This window comes from Natroniella sp. ANB-PHB2, assembly GCF_046097105.1.
Taxonomy (GTDB): domain Bacteria; phylum Bacillota; class Halanaerobiia; order Halobacteroidales; family Halobacteroidaceae; genus Natroniella.
The window spans coordinates 2183370-2200079 of the sequence record NZ_CP175562.1; the positions used below are offsets into that span (position 1 = coordinate 2183370).

Below are 16710 nucleotides of genomic sequence, written 5' to 3' on the forward strand. Positions count from 1 at the left end.
TCCTCCTTTTTTTACTAGTATTGCTTCTAGATTCATCTTTTATTCACAAATTTAAAGACCTAAAAAGCCTTCTTGCTAAGAAGGCTTTTTTATTAATTAAAGAATCCTAATATGAAATTTTTAATCCACCTAAAAAGCAATGTCAAAATTCCTGCTCTTTCTACGGCTTCAGCTGTTATTAATTCAACCCTACCCAACTCTTGATCTTCTTGAGTAAATACTAACTCTCCTACTCTTGCCCCCTCTTGCACTGGAGCTTGTAGCTCTTTTTCAATTCTCACTTCTTGCTCAATTTTGTCCTTTGTTCCTCGCTCAATAAAAGCAGAAAATTGAGTAGCTGTAATGGCTGCAACTTCTAGCTCTTCCCCTTGTTCTACCTCTACTTGCTCTACCTTTACTCCAGAATTAATTAGCTTGGTTTCATTAAATGCCCTAAAAGCATAATCTAATAATCGAGCAGTCTCATCTACTCGAGCTTGATCACTATCTGTTCCCAATACAACTGAAATAAATCTAACTCCATTCCGTTCAGCCGTTCCTACTAAATTATATCCTGCTTGTGTTGTCCAACCAGTCTTTAATCCATCTGCCCCTTCAAAGTACCCAATGAAATTATTTGTGGTATAAATCGGATACTCTCCATTTCTAATTCTCGCAGTCCTGCTTGCAGAATAATCCATAACTAAATCATATTTAATCAACTCTCTAGACATCACTGCAATATCTTCAGCAGTCGAATAGCTATCCTGACCATCTTTAACCGGAAGACCGGTTGCATTACCAAAATAAGTATTCTCTAATCCTAGCTCCTCTGCCCTGCGATTCATCTGCCGTACAAAGTTATCTTTAGAACCACCTACATGTTCAGCTAAAGCAACCGTAGCATCATTAGCTGAAGGGATAATTACTGCTTTTAATAATTCATCAACTGTCCTTTTCTCCCCTGCTTGTAGCCAAATCTGTGAGCCTCCTTTAGATTGAGCTAGTCGAGTCGCCTCTACTTTTTCTTCTAAAGAAATCTCTCCTGCCTCCAATGCTTCCATCACCAATAATAAAGCCATTGTCTTAGTTATACTAGCTGGGGGCAACTCTAAATCTTCATTAAAATTATATAATACTTGTCCTGTTTCAGCTTCTACCAAAATTGCAGATTTAACATCTATATCAGGTTCACTAGCATACGCAGCTGGAACCAAAGCTAAAAATAGAATGATTAATAAACTACTAACTCCCTTTTTAAAACTCAACATAATTCTTCCCCCTTCAATTATAGTTCCTCTTTTGCCTGTTGCCATAACTCCTCTAGCTCTTTAACAGTTAATTGCTCTAATTTCTGTCTATTGTTATCAGCCTGTCGCTCCATATGATTAAATCTTTTCTTAAACTTGTTAACTGCTTGGCGCAAACATAATTCTGTATCGATTTCTAAAAACCTTCCTAGATTGACTAAAGCAAAGATCAAATCACCTAATTCTTCAATTATCTCTTCAGCTTGATTATTTTTAAGAGCCTCCTTTAATTCCAATAATTCCTCATCAACTTTAGCTAATACTGCTTTTACTTTCTTCCAATCAAAACCAACCTTAGCTGCTTGCTTTTGAACCTTCTGGGCCAACATCAATGCTGGCAGTTGATTAGGAACCTGCTCTAATAAAGGACTTTTCTCTTTATCTTCACGCTCTTGTTCTTTAATCTCTTCCCAGTTGCTAATTACCTCATTCTCATTCTCTAATTCAAGTTCTCCAAAAACATGAGGGTGGCGCCTAATCAACTTTTCAATAACCTCTGTGATAACATGATAAATTGTAAAGGTTCCTTCTTCTTTAGCTATTTGAGCATGGAAGACAACCTGTAATAATAAATCCCCTAACTCCTCTGCTAAACCAAAATAGTCTTCTTGTTCAATTCTTTCAATTACTTCATAACTCTCCTCAATCAAATGTTTTTTCAAAGTCTGATGGTTCTGTTTTTGATCCCACGGACAACCATCTTCCCCTCTCAAACTCTCCATTATCTCTAATAGTTGATTAAACTGAGTTGGATTACTCCGATCAACTGGTAGATATAAACTGGTCAAATGATCAATCCAGTCTAATCTATCAAGCTGATAAAGAGGAATTTCTTCAACCTTCTCTTTTGGCAACCCTACCCGGTGTAATAACTTAACCCTAAATTGAGCAGAGTAGACTTCCATTAATTTCAACTTTATTTCAGAGGCAATACTACGATTATAAACTTGACAGATAATTGTCTCAACACTAGGATCTAACTCTCTAACACTAAAATCAAGTCCATCTAGAACTTTTAATCCATTAATCGGGTCAAGATCTAAAACAGCAAAACTGAGCTCTAAAAAGCTTGGCCCGGCTATTATTTGATACTCTTGCTCAGTTAGACTATTAATAATTTGTTGTACCGACTCTTCAGCAACTAGTGGATGACCAGGTACAGCATATACAATCTGCTTGTCCCCTCGAACTAATTCAATAATCTTCATAGCTATCTGCTGATAAATCTCCTTAAAGTTATCCTGCTGCTGATAGAGATAATCAAATGTATTAAACTCAATTCCTTCTTGCTTCAAATCTTGAGCAGCAGGATGTTTTTCCGTTCTCAAGTAAACTAACTCTGCCTGCTTTAAAATTTGATAGGCTTCTAAAGTCAATAACTTTAAATCACCAGCTCCTAGACCAACTATCTTTACCATTATTATCCCCTCACTAATCCAAACTTATCTAAAAAATTGATTAATTTAATTCCAACTCTAGGTAAGACCTCTAAATCCTCTCTAGTAATTGCTGCTGTTAATAATAAGACCAAACCATAACTTAAAATTCCCACTAAAATACTAAATAATGTACTCAATATCTTATATTGACCAACTTTTAATAATCCCTCATAGACTACAAAAACGAAAACAGACATAACTCCCCCACTGATTAATGGCTTCAAAATCAGTGTCTGATAATCAAAACTTGGTCTAGCTATCTTAAAAACACCCCAAATATTTAATCCCGCAGCTAAACTAAACCCTGCTGCCGTTCCAACCGCAGCTCCTCTAATTCCTAAGTGAGGCATTGCTGTCAAAGTATAATTTAAAGCTACATTTAACAAAGCCCCTAAAAATAGATTGCGTGCTGGTAACTTCGGTCGATCAAACCCTTGTAAAATGCTCGATGTAACCTGCTGTAATCCAATAGCAACCACCCCTATTGATAAATAGCGAAGAGGAATTGCTGCCTCGGCATTAGCAAAGATCATCTCAGTTAAAGGTTCTGCCAAAATAAACAACCCTAAAGAAGCAGGGATAGCTACATACAAAGTTAATTTAAAAGCCTTAGCAATCCTTCTTTTAGCTAGCTTGTCCGCATCAAGAGCATATGCTTCTGAAATAGCTGGGACTAAACTAACCGCCAACGAAGCAGCAATCACAGTAGGAAATCTAACTAAGGTCATAGCCATTCCATTAAACTGACCATATAATCCAGTTGCAGCTTGCAAGGAATAACCTGCTACTTCTAATCTTCTAGTAATCATTGAAGCATCGATTAACCTCATCAGCGGTAAGATCAGACCTCCCAATGTAACAGGTATTGCTAATGAAAAGATCTGATTTAATACTTCTTTAATAGTCGGCTTCTCAATTGATTTAGATTCTGGTATAAGATCTCGATTAGCCTGAAAACGATAATAAATAACCAATAAAATAGCTAATCCTGCAATTGCCCCAAAAAAGGCTCCTGCTGCTGCTCCTGCTGCTCCAAATTCAACTCCATAAGGTATCAACAGGTAGGCTAAAATAATCATAATAATTATCCTAAATAACTGTTCAATCATCTGAGAAACTGCTGTCGGCTTCATCTGCTGCCAACCTTGAAAATAACCACGATATGTAGCCATAATTGAAACTAAAAATATTGCTGGAGCAATTGCTAAGATTGAATAATAAACATTAATATCATCTAATAAATAACGAGCCATCGGTCTAGCTAGAACCCCAACTATAATTGCAGCTAATAACCCAATTACAAAACTAACCTTCAAAGCTATCTGAAAGATAAAATCTGCTATATCTTCCTTACCCTCAGCCCTCTTTTCTGCTACTAGCTTAGAAATAGCTACAGGAATTCCCACAATCGAAATTGTCAAAATCATAGTATAAATTGGATAAGCCTTTTCATAAATCCCAAGCCCTTCTGCCCCAATTAACCTTGATAAAACTGCTTTATAAATAAATCCTAGAAACTTACTAACAAATGAAGCACCAGCTAAAATAGCTGTTCCCTTCAATAAAGTATTTTTTTTATTACTCACTACCATCTTCCTTCCCCAAGCTAATACCTTTAGTTCAGATACATCAATAATATTTAATTTAAGTTCAAGTTTAAGTTCAAGTAAAATCTAAGCCCTTATGTTTTTAATAGTTTGCTTAACCTTAAACTCAGCCTTAAACTCAAGCTATTTTTTAATAACACTTCACTTTCAAACCACAGACCACCCAAGCTTAAATTAACATGGACAACCTTTAATTATAATATCAAAATTATAATAAATATGCTACACTTTTTTATTCCTTATAATTGAAAAAATAAAACATCCTAACATTATAACAGACTTCAGTAGGAAATAAATCCAGAAAATGAAAGGTGAGCTATTACTAGCTCACCTAAAATTACTCCTCCATCTGTTTAGCTAAAAAACCTGCTGCTGTGGTAGCTAACTTAACTTCTAAATCACCCATCTCAGCTCCTCCTTGCTGAGATGCTAAAACAACAGCTCCAATCGCTTCACCTTGAGACATAATCGGAGTTAAAACTTGAGCAGTAAATCTTTCTTCATCATAAATCCCTTCACAGAATATCTCTTCATCTACCTCATTTGCTTCATTAATTATTTTAGTTTCCCCAGACTCCATTACTCCTTCTGTTAATTGACTGGTCGGTTTATCAATAAACTTATTTTTTTTGGCCCCTGATACTGCCACAATTGCATCTCTATCTAATACACAAGCAATGTGACCTGTTACTTCAGCAAGAGAGTCTACATACTCTTGAGCAAATTCACCTAATTCACCAATGGGAGAGTATTTTTTTAAGATAACTTCACCATCACGATCAACAAAGATCTCTAATGGTTCACCTTCTCTAATTCTCATCGTTCTTCTAATCTCTTTAGGAATCACAACCCGCCCTAAATCATCTATACGACGTACTATACCTGTAGCTTTCATTTTTAATGATTAGTATCTCAGTCTGACTTAAAATTGAATACTAACCAATTGACACCTCCTTTAAATTTTATTTCCTACCCCTTTCACTATTAGTATATAATTAGATCAAAAATTTTATTCTTATTATACCAACTAATGTTAAAGGAGTGGCCAAAACTAGCCTTCTACAAGTAAGAACTCTAAGATGTTAATTATTAATTCTACCTTCTGTTGATCAGTCAAGCCTACCACCTTAACTTCTATCTTAGGTTGTTTTCCATTAATAAATTTTAAACCAGCAAATTCTTGGCTTAGTTCAAGCAACTCTCTACCCTTTAATGGATGATGTTCGAAAAATTTAAAAGTAACTAGTTGTGCTCTCTCTTTAATTTCAGTCACCATTAGCTTATTACCTATAATTTTAATTTTAGCTAATTCTAATAAAATTATTACTTCCTGTGCTAATTGCCCAAACCTATCTTCTAACTCTGCTGTTAATTTATTGTATTCCTTGTAGGTTTCTAAGGCATCAATCTTTTTGTAAATTTCAATTTTTTGATTGGAACCAGGAATATAATCTTCAGGAAGATAAGCGTCTACCTTAAGTTCTAATTCAATCTCTTTTTCTTCCTCTTTCTCTTCTCCCTCAGTCTGTAATTCTGTAATAGCAGTATCTAATAATTTACAATATAATGAAAAACCAATTGCTTCAATATGGCCATGTTGTTCTGGCCCTAAAATATTACCAGCACCTCTAATCTCTAAATCACGCATCGCAATTTTAAATCCTGAACCTAATTTAGTAAAATCTTTAATTGCTTTTAATCTTTTTTCAGCTATTTCTGATAGGATTTGATCCTGTTCATATAATAAATAAGCATAAGCTAGCTGATTGCTCCTTCCTACTCTTCCTCGCAATTGATAAAGTTGAGATAAACCCATCTTATCTGCTCGATTAATAATAATTGTATTAACATTAGAAATATCTAGCCCAGTTTCTATGATTGTTGTACAGACCAAAACATCAAATTTACTTTCTAAAAAATCAATCATTAATCTTTCTAACTTCATCTCACTCATTTGTCCATGGGCTACTACTACTTCAGCCTCAGGTACCAAACCCTTAATTTTAACAGCCATTTTTTTGATATCTTTGATTCTATTATGAACAAAATATACTTGTCCACCTCTGTTTAACTCTCTATCAAGTGCAGTCTTAATTAAATTTTGATCATACTCTCGTACATAAGTCCTAATTGGATATCTATTTTCCGGAGGAGTTTCAATTAGACTGATATCTCTAACTCCTACTAAAGACATATGTAATGTTCTAGGAATAGGAGTAGCTGTCATAGTTAAGACATCTATACTCTTTTTTAACTGTTTTAACCTTTCTTTTTGGCTGACTCCAAACCTTTGTTCCTCATCTACAACTACCAATCCTAAATCTTTAAATTTAACATCATTTGATAATAACCTATGAGTTCCAATCACTACATCAATTGTACCAACTTTTAAACCTTCAATAATTTTTTGCTGTTCTTTAGCAGTCCTGAACCTACTCAACATTGCTACTTCAATTGGATAATCCTCAAATCTTTCTTGCAGATTGTTCCAATGTTGCTGGGCCAAAATAGTCGTTGGAACCAAAAAACCAGCTTGTTTGCCATCTATAACTGCTTTAAATATAGCTCTAATAGCAACTTCAGTCTTTCCATAGCCAACATCTCCACATAATAATCTATCCATTGGTTGATTTGATTCCATATCTTGCTTAACTTTTTCAATTGCTGTAAGTTGATCTGGGGTTTCTTGATAAGGAAATTTAGCCTCAAACTCTTGCTGCCAAACTGTATCTTCACTAAAAGCATAACCCTGCTTCAACTCCCGTTGAGCATATAATTCTAACAATTCTTCTGCCATCTCAGCTACCGATTTTTTAACACGTGCCTTAGCCTTTTTCCAGTTATCACCATCTAATTTATGTAATTTAGGTTCTTTATCATCCATTCCAATATATTTTTGAATTAAATCAACTTGGTCAGTTGGAACATATAACCTATCATCTCCTGCATAAGACAATAACAAATAATCTTTATTCTTCCCTTGAACTTCGAGAATCTTAATCCCTAAGTAACGACCGACCCCATGATTTTCATGAACTACATAATCACCCTGGTTTAATTCTGTAAAGGAAGAAATCTCAACTCCTTGGTTGAAAGCCTTGGCCCTCTTTCTCTTGCGCTTCTGTTCTTTAAAGAGTTCATTCTCAGTATATAAAGCAAACTTTGCTTCTGAAAACAAAAAACCATGCTTTAAATTACAGGTTGTTAAGATTATATTACCTAATTTGAGTTCTTCATTAACCTCTTCTACTACAATAGCTGGTAAGTCATCCTCTATTAAACGTTGCTTTAATCGCTTAGCCTTCTTTAAGTTAGCCAACCCAATTACAATTTTATAACCATCCTTTAACTGCTTAGCCAACTGACTAATTAAAAGCTCAAGTTTTCCTTGAAAAGACTGTATCCGTCGTGAACTGATCTCTAACTCAAAATCAGTTTCAACATAATCAATATTCTTTTTTGTTGGAGAAAAATAAAGTTTCTGCTGCTTAATCTCATAAACAAATTGGTTGAAATCAATAAATAAATTTTGATAACTCAACAACAAACTGCCTTGCTCAAACATAGTAATATAGGTTTGATTAACTTCCTTTAAAAAATCAATCCCTGCTTCTTTGATCTGAAGAGGATTAAGTAAAGTAACTACTCCTGTAAAATAATCTAACAAAGAAGCTTGTTGATAAAAACAACTTAAATATTGTCTAACTTCCGGAAATTTAATACCTTCATTTATTCGCTCTAGATCATTAGTTACTTTTTCTTTTATTTCAGCACTAGCTTTTGAATCTAATTTTTTCAAAGTGATTTTTAAATCACTTTTTATCTTCTCACAACCTAAATCTAACTCTTTTTGTGGCAAAATGAATTCAGTTGCCGGGCCAATCTCAACCTCATTTAATTCTTGCTCGGAAGACTGGCTTACCAAATCAAATTGACGGATTGATTCAATCTGCTGACCAAAAAGATCAACCCTGATTGGATTTTTATAGGTTAGAGGATAAATATCTAAGATTCCTCCTCTAACACTGAAATCACCTTGTTGTTCTACCTTTCCTACACTTTGATAACCCATTTGCACCAATTTATTCTTTAGTTGATCAAACTCTATCTCAGCCCCAAGCTTCAAATCAACTCTGTATCTTTGATAAACCTGAGGAGCAATTATCCTTTCTAATAAAGCTTGAATTGGAGCAATAATTATCACTTCTTTATCACTAACTAGACTCTTTAAAACCTGTAATCTTTCTCGTTTGATGTTTTGTTCAACCTCTAACGACTCATGAGGAAAGATTTGATAATGAGGAAATAATAATACCTCTTCTTCAGAAAGCAGTCTTACTAAATCTTCATAAACCAGGTCTGCTTTTTTAAAATTTGAAGTAATAATCAATAGATCATCTGTTAGATTTGATTTTAAATTAGTTAACAAAAAGTTTTGACTACTTTCATCTATTCCTATTATTTGACCTTCTTCTCCTGCTTGATAATTTCTAATCAACTCTTTAAATTTAGAGGATTGATTTAAAGCTGTCAATAAAGTTTCCTTCATAGCTATCTACTCCTTTACCAATACCAAAAAGGTCTTAGGTTAACCTAAGACCTTTAACTGACTTTCTTTTAATGCAGCTGTTGCAGGTAAATTAACTCATCCCAATCATATTCTTTTTCACATTCATCACAAGTTACATTAACATAAATGCTATCAGTTTCTCTTTTAATTATATCCTCTTTCTCGCGTTCCGTCAAGATATTAAAACCTAGCTCAACTTCACTTAAAGAAGTAACCTCTAAATAATCTATTATTTTTTGGCATTCAGGGCATTTATAGATTAGCTCCATTCTACTATCCCCCCTATTTTATAATTCCAATAACTATGAACTATTCCTACAATTACAATAGCTAGTAACAACTGTCCTGTCTGTTCAAATATAAATAGAGTCAAATATCCAAATAATAAATGGCTTACAATAGCTAATATCGCTGCTAAAGTACTATCCAAGTAATCAAAAAGCCCTTCAATTATTCCAAATCCTAAATGAATCAATATTAGGTTACCACCCAGCAAATAAAAACCTCCACTCTTCAATACTTCTTCTACCAGTGGGATTAAATATAATATTGTCTGATTACCAAGTTTAATTACAAGTTGTCGATTAATGATAAAAGCTAATAATGCTACTAACATAGCTATTAATAGAGAGTTCATTGTTTTCTCCTAACTATTTTCTTTTAAATATTCTCACCTGAACTAGCCCATAATATACAAAAAAGCCTGAGAAAAATCTCAGACTTAATTTAAGAATTAATTGTATTGATTCATAGTTTGCTGTAAACCTTCTGTTAAAAAGAGTTTGGTGGCATCACAAATAGTAGCTAATACAGCTTCTAATTCTTTTTCTTCTTTCTTGCTAAATTTTCCTAAAACATAATCAACAACAGAGCCATGTTCAGGTCGACCAATTCCAATCTTAACCCTAGAGAATTCTTTAGTCTGTAATTGCTTGAAAATCGATTTAATCCCATTGTGACCCCCATGACCACCCTTAGGTTTAATCTTAAATCGCCCCAACTCTAAATCAAGGTCATCATAGATGATTAAAATATCTTCAATTTCAATATTATAATAATCGGCTAATAACCTAACTGCTTGTCCACTATTATTCATAAAAGTTTGGGGTTTAGCTAAAATTACTTTTTCTGAACCTACTCTCAACTTGCCTACGATAGCTTTTTTTTCCTTCCGCTTTAAATTAAGGTTATACTCGTTTGCTAATAAATCAACAGCCATAAACCCTACATTATGACGAGTAAATTGATATTTGTATCCTGGATTACCTAAACCAACAATCAGTTTCAACTAAATCACCTCTGGACTTTAAAGATTAAATTATAATAAAAATAGTTAACCGACAAGTATGTAACACTCGTAATTAAATTTAAACCTAAGCAAATAAAAGCTAAGGTGCAATCAAAATGATTGCACCTTAGCTTTTATTTATGATTACTCTTCTTCAGCTTCTGCCTCTCCATCTTCTTCAACTTCCTCACCAATAACTTCTGGCTCTTCTAATTCTTCTTCTGGTTCAGCTGGCTCTAGATCTAACTCAGTAGGTACAACCACTGTAGCTATTGTCTCATCATTATCAGTTAAAATTTCAATCTCATCACTGACTTCTAATTCACCAACACTTAATGATTGTCCAACTTCTAATTCTGCAACATCAACTTCAATTGTATCTGGAATATCTGTTGGTAAACATTCAACCTCAAGCTTTCTTAAAATCTGCTCTAAAACTCCGCCTTCTCTCTCTCCAGCAGCAGGGCCAACTAATTCAACAGGAACTTCAATTTCAACAGTCTCATCTAAGTTTATTACATATAGATCTATATGTAATAAATCACCTTTAATTACATCCCGTTGTACTTCTTTAACCATTACCGGTTGAGTAGTATCGTCATCTAACTCCAAATCAAGAATAACATTCCCACCAATTGCTTTATCAACCTTTTTCGCATTTAGTTTTAAATTAACTGGCTGTCGGTCCCGTCCATAAAGAACCCCAGGAATCAACCCTTCTCTTCTTAGGCGACGAGCAGTACCTTTTCCAGTTTCTTCCCTCACCTCAGCGTTAAGTTCTAAACGTTCCATAAATACCCTCTCCTTTTTAATATTTTCTCATAAATTACATTATACCATACTATAAGTTCAACTAACAGTAATTAAAATAAAACACTTACTGATTGATCATTATAAATTCTCTCAATCCCTTTGGCCAACAGTGGTGCTACCGATAAAGTAGTTATTTTATCAAAAACTTTCTCTTTATCTAAAGGAATTGTATCAGTTACAACCAACTCACTAATAACAGAATCTTTCAACCTATCTATTGCTGGCCCTGAAAATAAAGGATGTGTACATGTAGCAAAGATATCCTTAGCTCCATGTTCTTTTAAAGCCGCGGCTGCATTCGTAATTGTTCCAGCTGTATCGATCATATCATCTACTAAAATTACATTTTTATCTTGAACATCACCTATAATATTCATTACTTCTGATACATTAGCCTCAGGTCGTCGTTTATCAATAATAGCAATTGATGTATTTAACTTTTCAGCAAAATCACGAGCCCGCTTAACACCACCAATATCTGGAGCCACAACAATAATATCATCTAAATTCTTTTCTAAAAAGTAATCAGCTAAAATTGGTGCTCCGAATAAATTATCAACCGGTATATCAAAAAAACCTTGGATTTGGCCTGCATGAAGATCTATTGCTAACATCCTATCTGCTCCAGCTTGGGTCAATAAGTTAGCAATTAATTTAGCCGTCACTGGATCTCTTGGTTTAGCTTTACGATCCTGTCTCGCATATCCATAATAAGGAACAACTGCTGTAATTTCACTAGCAGAGGCCCGCTTTAAGGCATCAACCATAACTAATAATTCCATTAAATTTTCATTAACTGGAGGACAGGTTGGCTGAATAACGAATACATCATCTCCTCTAACACTTTCTGTGATTTCTACTCCAATTTCTCCATCACTGAACCTCTTTACTTTAGAGCTCAATAAATCAGTTTTTAAACATTCACATATTCTGTGTGCTAAATTAGGATTTGCATTTCCAGCAAAAATCTTGAAATCATTTCCTCGTGGGGACATTATTATGAACCTCCTGTATTTGATTATCTATATAAGTTGAATTTAACTTTTTACCTAATATTTTCAAACTTAAAAGAAATTAAGTAGATTATATTGTGGAAAAATATTAATTCAATTTATATATCAGTTTATTGAAGTCTAATCTTTTGGCTCTGCCGGCACACCTAATACTAAATCATCTGCTTCAACATCCTTCGTAACTACTGAACCTGCTCCAGTAATAGCCTTATCTCCTATTCTCAGTGGAGCTACTAGAGTCGAATCACTACCAACAAATACATCATCTCCGATAACAGTTCGATGTTTCTGTTGACCATCATAATTAGCAGTAATAGTTCCAGCTCCAATATTAGTATTCTGTCCAATTAAAGCATCACCAATATAACTTAAGTGGGGAATTTTAGTACCTTTATCTATCTCCGACTTCTTAATTTCAACAAAATCACCCACTTTTACTTCAGAGGCAAGTTTGGTTCCAGGACGCAAGTATGCATAAGGGCCAACCTTACTTCTATCTCCAACTTGACTATCAATAATAGTTGAACTATTAATCTTAACTTGATTGCCAATAGTTGAATCACTAACTCTAGTTTGAGGACCTATAATTACTTCGCTACCTACTAATGTTTTTCCTTCTAAAAAGGTAAAAGGATAAATAATACTATCCTGCCCAATTCTAACTTCACTATCTATATAAGTATTCGCAGGATCAATAATAGTAACTCCGTTTTCTAGGTGGGAATTACAAATTTTCTGCCTTAAAGCCTGTTCAGCTTCTGCTAGATGCTTACGATTATTGACCCCAATCGTTTGCTGAGTATCCGAAGTAGATAAAGCAGCAACTGAATCCCCTTGATTAACTAAAATTTCAGGAATATCTGTCAGGTAATACTCACCTTGAGCATTATCAGTATCTAATTTTGATAAAGCATCCCATAATAGCTCACTTTCAAAACAACAGATACCTGTATTGATTTCATTAACCTTTGCTTCTTGAGCCGTAGTATCCCTCTCCTCTACAATCTTTACTACATAACCTGATTGGTCGCGAATAATTCTACCATATCCAGTTGGATCATCTACTTTAGTTGTCAAAATTGTTGCAGCAGCTTCTTCAACTTTATGTTTCTTAACAAGCTGTTGTAAAGTCTCACTGGTCAACAAGGGGGTATCTCCATATAAAACCAAGACAACTCCTGAAAAATCAGTCAACTTATCTTTAGCTTGCATAACAGCATGCCCAGTTCCTAATTGCTGTTCCTGCTTAACAAATTCAATCTTACCAACTGTTTCAACCTTAACCTGCTCAGCTTTATAACCAACTATCACCAAATTATGTAACGGATCTAACCGACTAGCAGTATCAACAACATGCTGAACCATACTCTTACCTGCTACTTGATGCAATACCTTAGGCAAGCTTGATTTCATTCTAGTACCTTTCCCTGCTGCTAAGGTAATCGTTGCCAAATTAGCCATTAATCCTTCCTCCTTAAATCAATGAATTGGAAATCAATCAAGTCCCTGACCTTATTTTGTACAACCTTATCTATCTTCAGTCTTGAATCAACCTTAGGTAACTTTCCATTCATAAAATATTCTCGTGCATAAATAGGATAAATAGCATCCTTTAATCCATACTTGATAAAATCATCTAAATTCTGATAAGCATTAATCAAGCCAATTGTATCGTCAGAAAATATTTTTTCAATAATTCGATCCAAACTTGCTCCTCCAATGATATTAGAAACATGACTTTTTCTGACCATTTTCATCGTATCATCATAGTTATGTAAAGGGTTTATCTTAGCACCATATACCTTCTCTAAAACTGTAATATCACAATTAAAGTTATGGCCCACGAAGATATCTGGTTTAACAGCTCTAATTATTTCTTTTAAAACTTCAATACCTTCCACAGCAGATATTGCTGGTGCTAAATCAGAATTAGTAAACACTATACCTAACTTCCACTCATTATTAGATTTAATAGCATATTGAATTGAGTCCAGATCACTCCATAAATATTCAGTATCGATACACATTACAGTCTCTGCTTGAGAGTTGTTGCTCAAAGCAGCACTGAATTTAGGAGTCATTAAGCGTTGGTAGGTTTGGTCTAATCTTTTTAACTGAGATAAAATTTTAGAATTTGGATTTTTAATCTTTAATGCTCGAGAAATTTGATTTATCGAAGCCTGTTTAAATTCATATTCTGTAGGAAAGGCTCTCAACATCCGCTTTAACCTCTTACCCCTCCCTAAAACAGTGGCTAATTTGTGTTCATAGAGTTCAGCTTGATAGAAATCATCAGTATCTAAATAAATCTTCATAAATTGTCCCTTCTCTATTAGAAATATAAAAGAAACAATGGAGTAATTACCCCATTGTTATTGACAAAATAAGAACTCATATCAGCTAACAAATTATAATTGCTGATTAATCATAGGTATTATAACAAAGTGCCTTTGCCCTGTCAAGTTTATTGTTCCTGTTCAAAGATAATTTATTCTATATAAGTTGAATTTAAATTTTGCTCTATTTTTTAACTTAAAAGAAACTAGATGAATTAGATCATTAATTCAATTTCTATACGTGAGCCTTAATTATTAGTCAACACATAACCAGATAAATTTGATAGTTGCTTTCCATCTTTAATCACTAAATTTCCATTGACTATTAAAAATTCAACTCCTACTGCATAACGATGGGGATTACTATATGTAGCACAATCTTTAATTTTTTCTAGATCAAAAATAACTAAATCAGCAAAATAACCCGGCTCAATCAAACCACGTTGTAATCCTAACTTCTTTGCTGGCAAATATGTCATCTTCTTAATTGCTTTCTCTAAAGAAATGAGATTAGATTTAACATATCTGTCAATCACTCTTGGAAAGCTACCATAAGTACGTGGGTGACAATGACTATTAGCCAAGATTGTACCTTTAACCCTAGAAATAGCATCAGTTCCTACCATACTAAAATCAACTTGCAAAACCTTCCTCAAGTCAGCTTCAGATATAGAAAATTTAATCATACTTGTAGACAGATTCTCTGCAATTAATAGCTCAACTGCTACTTCTGCCGGCTTTTGATTCAATTGTTGAGCAATCTCTTTTATAGTTAAGCCTTCATAATCTTTATGGTTTTTAGCTTCAGCAACTATTATCTGCTCCCAGCCATCCTGTCTACTTCGTTCTTGATTTAAATAATCAATAATCTGCTGATAATTATCTTTTAATCTATTAATTACTTCCTCTTTTTGACCACCAAATATCCAATCTGGTAGTAAAGCACTCAACCCTGTTGAAGTTGCTAAATAAGGATAAAAATCACACGTAATATCCAACCCTCGCTCTCTAGCTTGATTAATCAGCTCTAAAGTCTGGTTTACCTTGCCCCAATTTTGCTGACCAATCGCTTTATGATGAGAAATTTGGACTTTAACATTGGATTGCTGAGCAATAATAATTGCTTCTTTTACAGCTGCAACTAACCGATCCCCCTCACTCCTTAGATGGGTAGTATAAATCCCATCATACTTAGCAACTACTTTAGCCAAAGAAACCAACTCTTCTGTTGAAGCATAGCTAGATGGAGGATAAATCAAACCAGTCGATAACCCATAAGCACCTTCTTCTAAAGCCTGGGCCAACATAGCCTTCATTCGCTCTAACTCTATATCTGTTGCTTCCCGATTTCGGTAACCAACAACTGTTTGACGTAATAAGCCATGTCCAATCAAAGTTACTAAATTGGTAGCTGATTTATTCTGGCGTAAAATTTCAAAATACTCACGGGTATTTCTCCAACTTAAAGGTAATCGATAATCAACTAAGCGTTCTTTTACCTTAGCTACCATTGGCCCATCAAGAGGAGCTAGTGAAGAACCACAATTTCCAGTAACCTCTGTAGTTATTCCTTGATAAACCTTGCTGCTTGCTGCTGGATTGACCAAAGTTGATAATTCGCTATGGGAGTGAATATCAATAAACCCAGGTGCTACAATTAAATTTTCTGCATTAATATACTCATGAGCTTTTGTGTTTATTTTACCTATCTTAGCAATTTTATCATGATCAATCGCAATATCAGCTTGATATCTTGCTTGACCAGTTCCATCTACCACCATACCACCTTTTAACACTAGATCAAATATACTATCACCTCATTACATAGAAATAGTAATTACAGCTAATTAAATCCTACTATTTCAATTCATAACCTAGCATTATATTCTTATGCTTTACTAAGCATAAATAAAACTCTACTCTTCTTCTTTTTTCTCCTGTTCCTTCTTTCTTTTATCCAGTAACTCCATTAGTTGAGCTCTATTTGAAACCGGATATAATGAAGTCAATCCACGCTGCTGTTTGCTAAATTTAGTCAAGGGACGTCCACTATAAATAGGATCTTCTTCTTTTTCAGCCTGTTTTTCCCTTTTATTTTCTTCTTCTGTAACTGTTCCTAACTTTTCTTTAATTCCTGCTATATTCAAGCCCATATCTAATAGATCTTTAATTTCTTTTAATCTTTCTATATCATTTTGAGAATAAATCCTTTGATTTCCTTCAGTTCGTGCAGGTTTAATCAACTCAGATTCCTCATAATAACGAATTTGCCTCCCAGTTAAACCAGTCATCTCTTTGACAACACCAATAGAATATAAAGGAGTACTCGAATCTATATCAGCCATAATTATTTAT

At 34.1% G+C, this 16710-nt stretch carries 14 protein-coding genes; all 14 read right to left on the bottom strand.

What is annotated here, in order from left to right; genetic code table 11:
- Nucleotides 1-92: 92 nt before the first annotated feature.
- Nucleotides 93-1295: a D-alanyl-D-alanine carboxypeptidase family protein gene (locus ACKF5P_RS10865; protein WP_408955219.1), complete on the bottom strand. Its 1203-nt coding sequence runs from the start codon at nt 1293-1295 to the stop codon at nt 93-95.
- A complete protein-coding gene (mazG, locus tag ACKF5P_RS10870; RefSeq protein WP_408955220.1) occupies nt 1268-2707 on the bottom strand; it encodes a nucleoside triphosphate pyrophosphohydrolase in 1440 nt (479 codons plus the stop codon). The genes ACKF5P_RS10865 and mazG overlap by 28 nt, the downstream gene beginning before the upstream one ends.
- Before the next feature lie 2 nt (nt 2708-2709).
- Entirely contained in the window at nt 2710-4320 is a 1611-nt protein-coding gene (locus ACKF5P_RS10875; protein ID WP_408955221.1) for an oligosaccharide flippase family protein, read from the bottom strand.
- Between the two features lie 352 nt (nt 4321-4672).
- Nucleotides 4673-5230, bottom strand: coding sequence for a stage V sporulation protein T (gene spoVT / locus ACKF5P_RS10880; protein WP_408955222.1), 558 nt, complete (start codon nt 5228-5230; stop codon nt 4673-4675).
- Between the two features lie 156 nt (nt 5231-5386).
- The gene (gene mfd, locus ACKF5P_RS10885; RefSeq protein WP_408955223.1) at nt 5387-8884 is read right to left on the bottom strand and encodes a transcription-repair coupling factor; all 3498 of its coding nucleotides are present in this window, start codon (nt 8882-8884) and stop codon (nt 5387-5389) included.
- Between the two features lie 68 nt (nt 8885-8952).
- Nucleotides 8953-9174: an anti-sigma-F factor Fin gene (locus ACKF5P_RS10890; RefSeq protein WP_408955224.1), complete on the bottom strand. Its 222-nt coding sequence runs from the start codon at nt 9172-9174 to the stop codon at nt 8953-8955.
- Nucleotides 9165-9542: a hypothetical protein gene (locus ACKF5P_RS10895; RefSeq protein WP_408955225.1), complete on the bottom strand. Its 378-nt coding sequence runs from the start codon at nt 9540-9542 to the stop codon at nt 9165-9167. The genes ACKF5P_RS10890 and ACKF5P_RS10895 overlap by 10 nt, the downstream gene beginning before the upstream one ends.
- Nucleotides 9543-9638: 96 nt before the next feature.
- Entirely contained in the window at nt 9639-10193 is a 555-nt protein-coding gene (pth, locus tag ACKF5P_RS10900) for an aminoacyl-tRNA hydrolase (protein ID WP_408955226.1), read from the bottom strand.
- Between the two features lie 144 nt (nt 10194-10337).
- Nucleotides 10338-10985, bottom strand: a complete 648-nt coding sequence (locus ACKF5P_RS10905; RefSeq protein WP_408955227.1) for a 50S ribosomal protein L25 — start codon at nt 10983-10985, stop codon at nt 10338-10340.
- 71 nt (nt 10986-11056) lie between these two features.
- Nucleotides 11057-12001, bottom strand: coding sequence for a ribose-phosphate pyrophosphokinase (locus ACKF5P_RS10910; protein WP_408955228.1), 945 nt, complete (start codon nt 11999-12001; stop codon nt 11057-11059).
- Between the two features lie 138 nt (nt 12002-12139).
- Entirely contained in the window at nt 12140-13480 is a 1341-nt protein-coding gene (gene glmU, locus ACKF5P_RS10915; RefSeq protein ID WP_408955229.1) for a bifunctional UDP-N-acetylglucosamine diphosphorylase/glucosamine-1-phosphate N-acetyltransferase GlmU, read from the bottom strand.
- The gene (locus tag ACKF5P_RS10920) at nt 13480-14334 is read right to left on the bottom strand and encodes a hypothetical protein (protein WP_408955230.1); all 855 of its coding nucleotides are present in this window, start codon (nt 14332-14334) and stop codon (nt 13480-13482) included. The genes glmU and ACKF5P_RS10920 overlap by 1 nt, the downstream gene beginning before the upstream one ends.
- Nucleotides 14335-14603: 269 nt before the next feature.
- Nucleotides 14604-16136, bottom strand: a complete 1533-nt coding sequence (locus tag ACKF5P_RS10925; RefSeq protein ID WP_408955231.1) for an N-acyl-D-amino-acid deacylase family protein — start codon at nt 16134-16136, stop codon at nt 14604-14606.
- A 135-nt stretch (nt 16137-16271) separates the two neighbouring features.
- The gene (locus ACKF5P_RS10930) at nt 16272-16700 is read right to left on the bottom strand and encodes a MerR family transcriptional regulator (protein ID WP_408955232.1); all 429 of its coding nucleotides are present in this window, start codon (nt 16698-16700) and stop codon (nt 16272-16274) included.
- Nucleotides 16701-16710: the final 10 nt, after the last annotated feature.

Coding starts and splice junctions, on each gene's coding strand:
- ACKF5P_RS10865 (WP_408955219.1), bottom strand. CDS start 1,295: ATGGCAACAGGCAAAAGAGGAACTATAATTGAAGGGGGAAGAATTATG.
- mazG (WP_408955220.1), bottom strand. CDS start 2,707: ATGGTAAAGATAGTTGGTCTAGGAGCTGGTGATTTAAAGTTATTGACT.
- ACKF5P_RS10875 (WP_408955221.1), bottom strand. CDS start 4,320: ATGGTAGTGAGTAATAAAAAAAATACTTTATTGAAGGGAACAGCTATT.
- spoVT (WP_408955222.1), bottom strand. CDS start 5,230: ATGAAAGCTACAGGTATAGTACGTCGTATAGATGATTTAGGGCGGGTT.
- mfd (WP_408955223.1), bottom strand. CDS start 8,884: ATGAAGGAAACTTTATTGACAGCTTTAAATCAATCCTCTAAATTTAAA.
- ACKF5P_RS10890 (WP_408955224.1), bottom strand. CDS start 9,174: ATGGAGCTAATCTATAAATGCCCTGAATGCCAAAAAATAATAGATTAT.
- ACKF5P_RS10895 (WP_408955225.1), bottom strand. CDS start 9,542: ATGAACTCTCTATTAATAGCTATGTTAGTAGCATTATTAGCTTTTATC.
- ACKF5P_RS10905 (WP_408955227.1), bottom strand. CDS start 10,985: ATGGAACGTTTAGAACTTAACGCTGAGGTGAGGGAAGAAACTGGAAAA.
- ACKF5P_RS10910 (WP_408955228.1), bottom strand. CDS start 12,001: ATGTCCCCACGAGGAAATGATTTCAAGATTTTTGCTGGAAATGCAAAT.
- glmU (WP_408955229.1), bottom strand. CDS start 13,480: ATGGCTAATTTGGCAACGATTACCTTAGCAGCAGGGAAAGGTACTAGA.
- ACKF5P_RS10920 (WP_408955230.1), bottom strand. CDS start 14,334: ATGAAGATTTATTTAGATACTGATGATTTCTATCAAGCTGAACTCTAT.
- ACKF5P_RS10925 (WP_408955231.1), bottom strand. CDS start 16,136: ATGGTGGTAGATGGAACTGGTCAAGCAAGATATCAAGCTGATATTGCG.
- ACKF5P_RS10930 (WP_408955232.1), bottom strand. CDS start 16,700: ATGGCTGATATAGATTCGAGTACTCCTTTATATTCTATTGGTGTTGTC.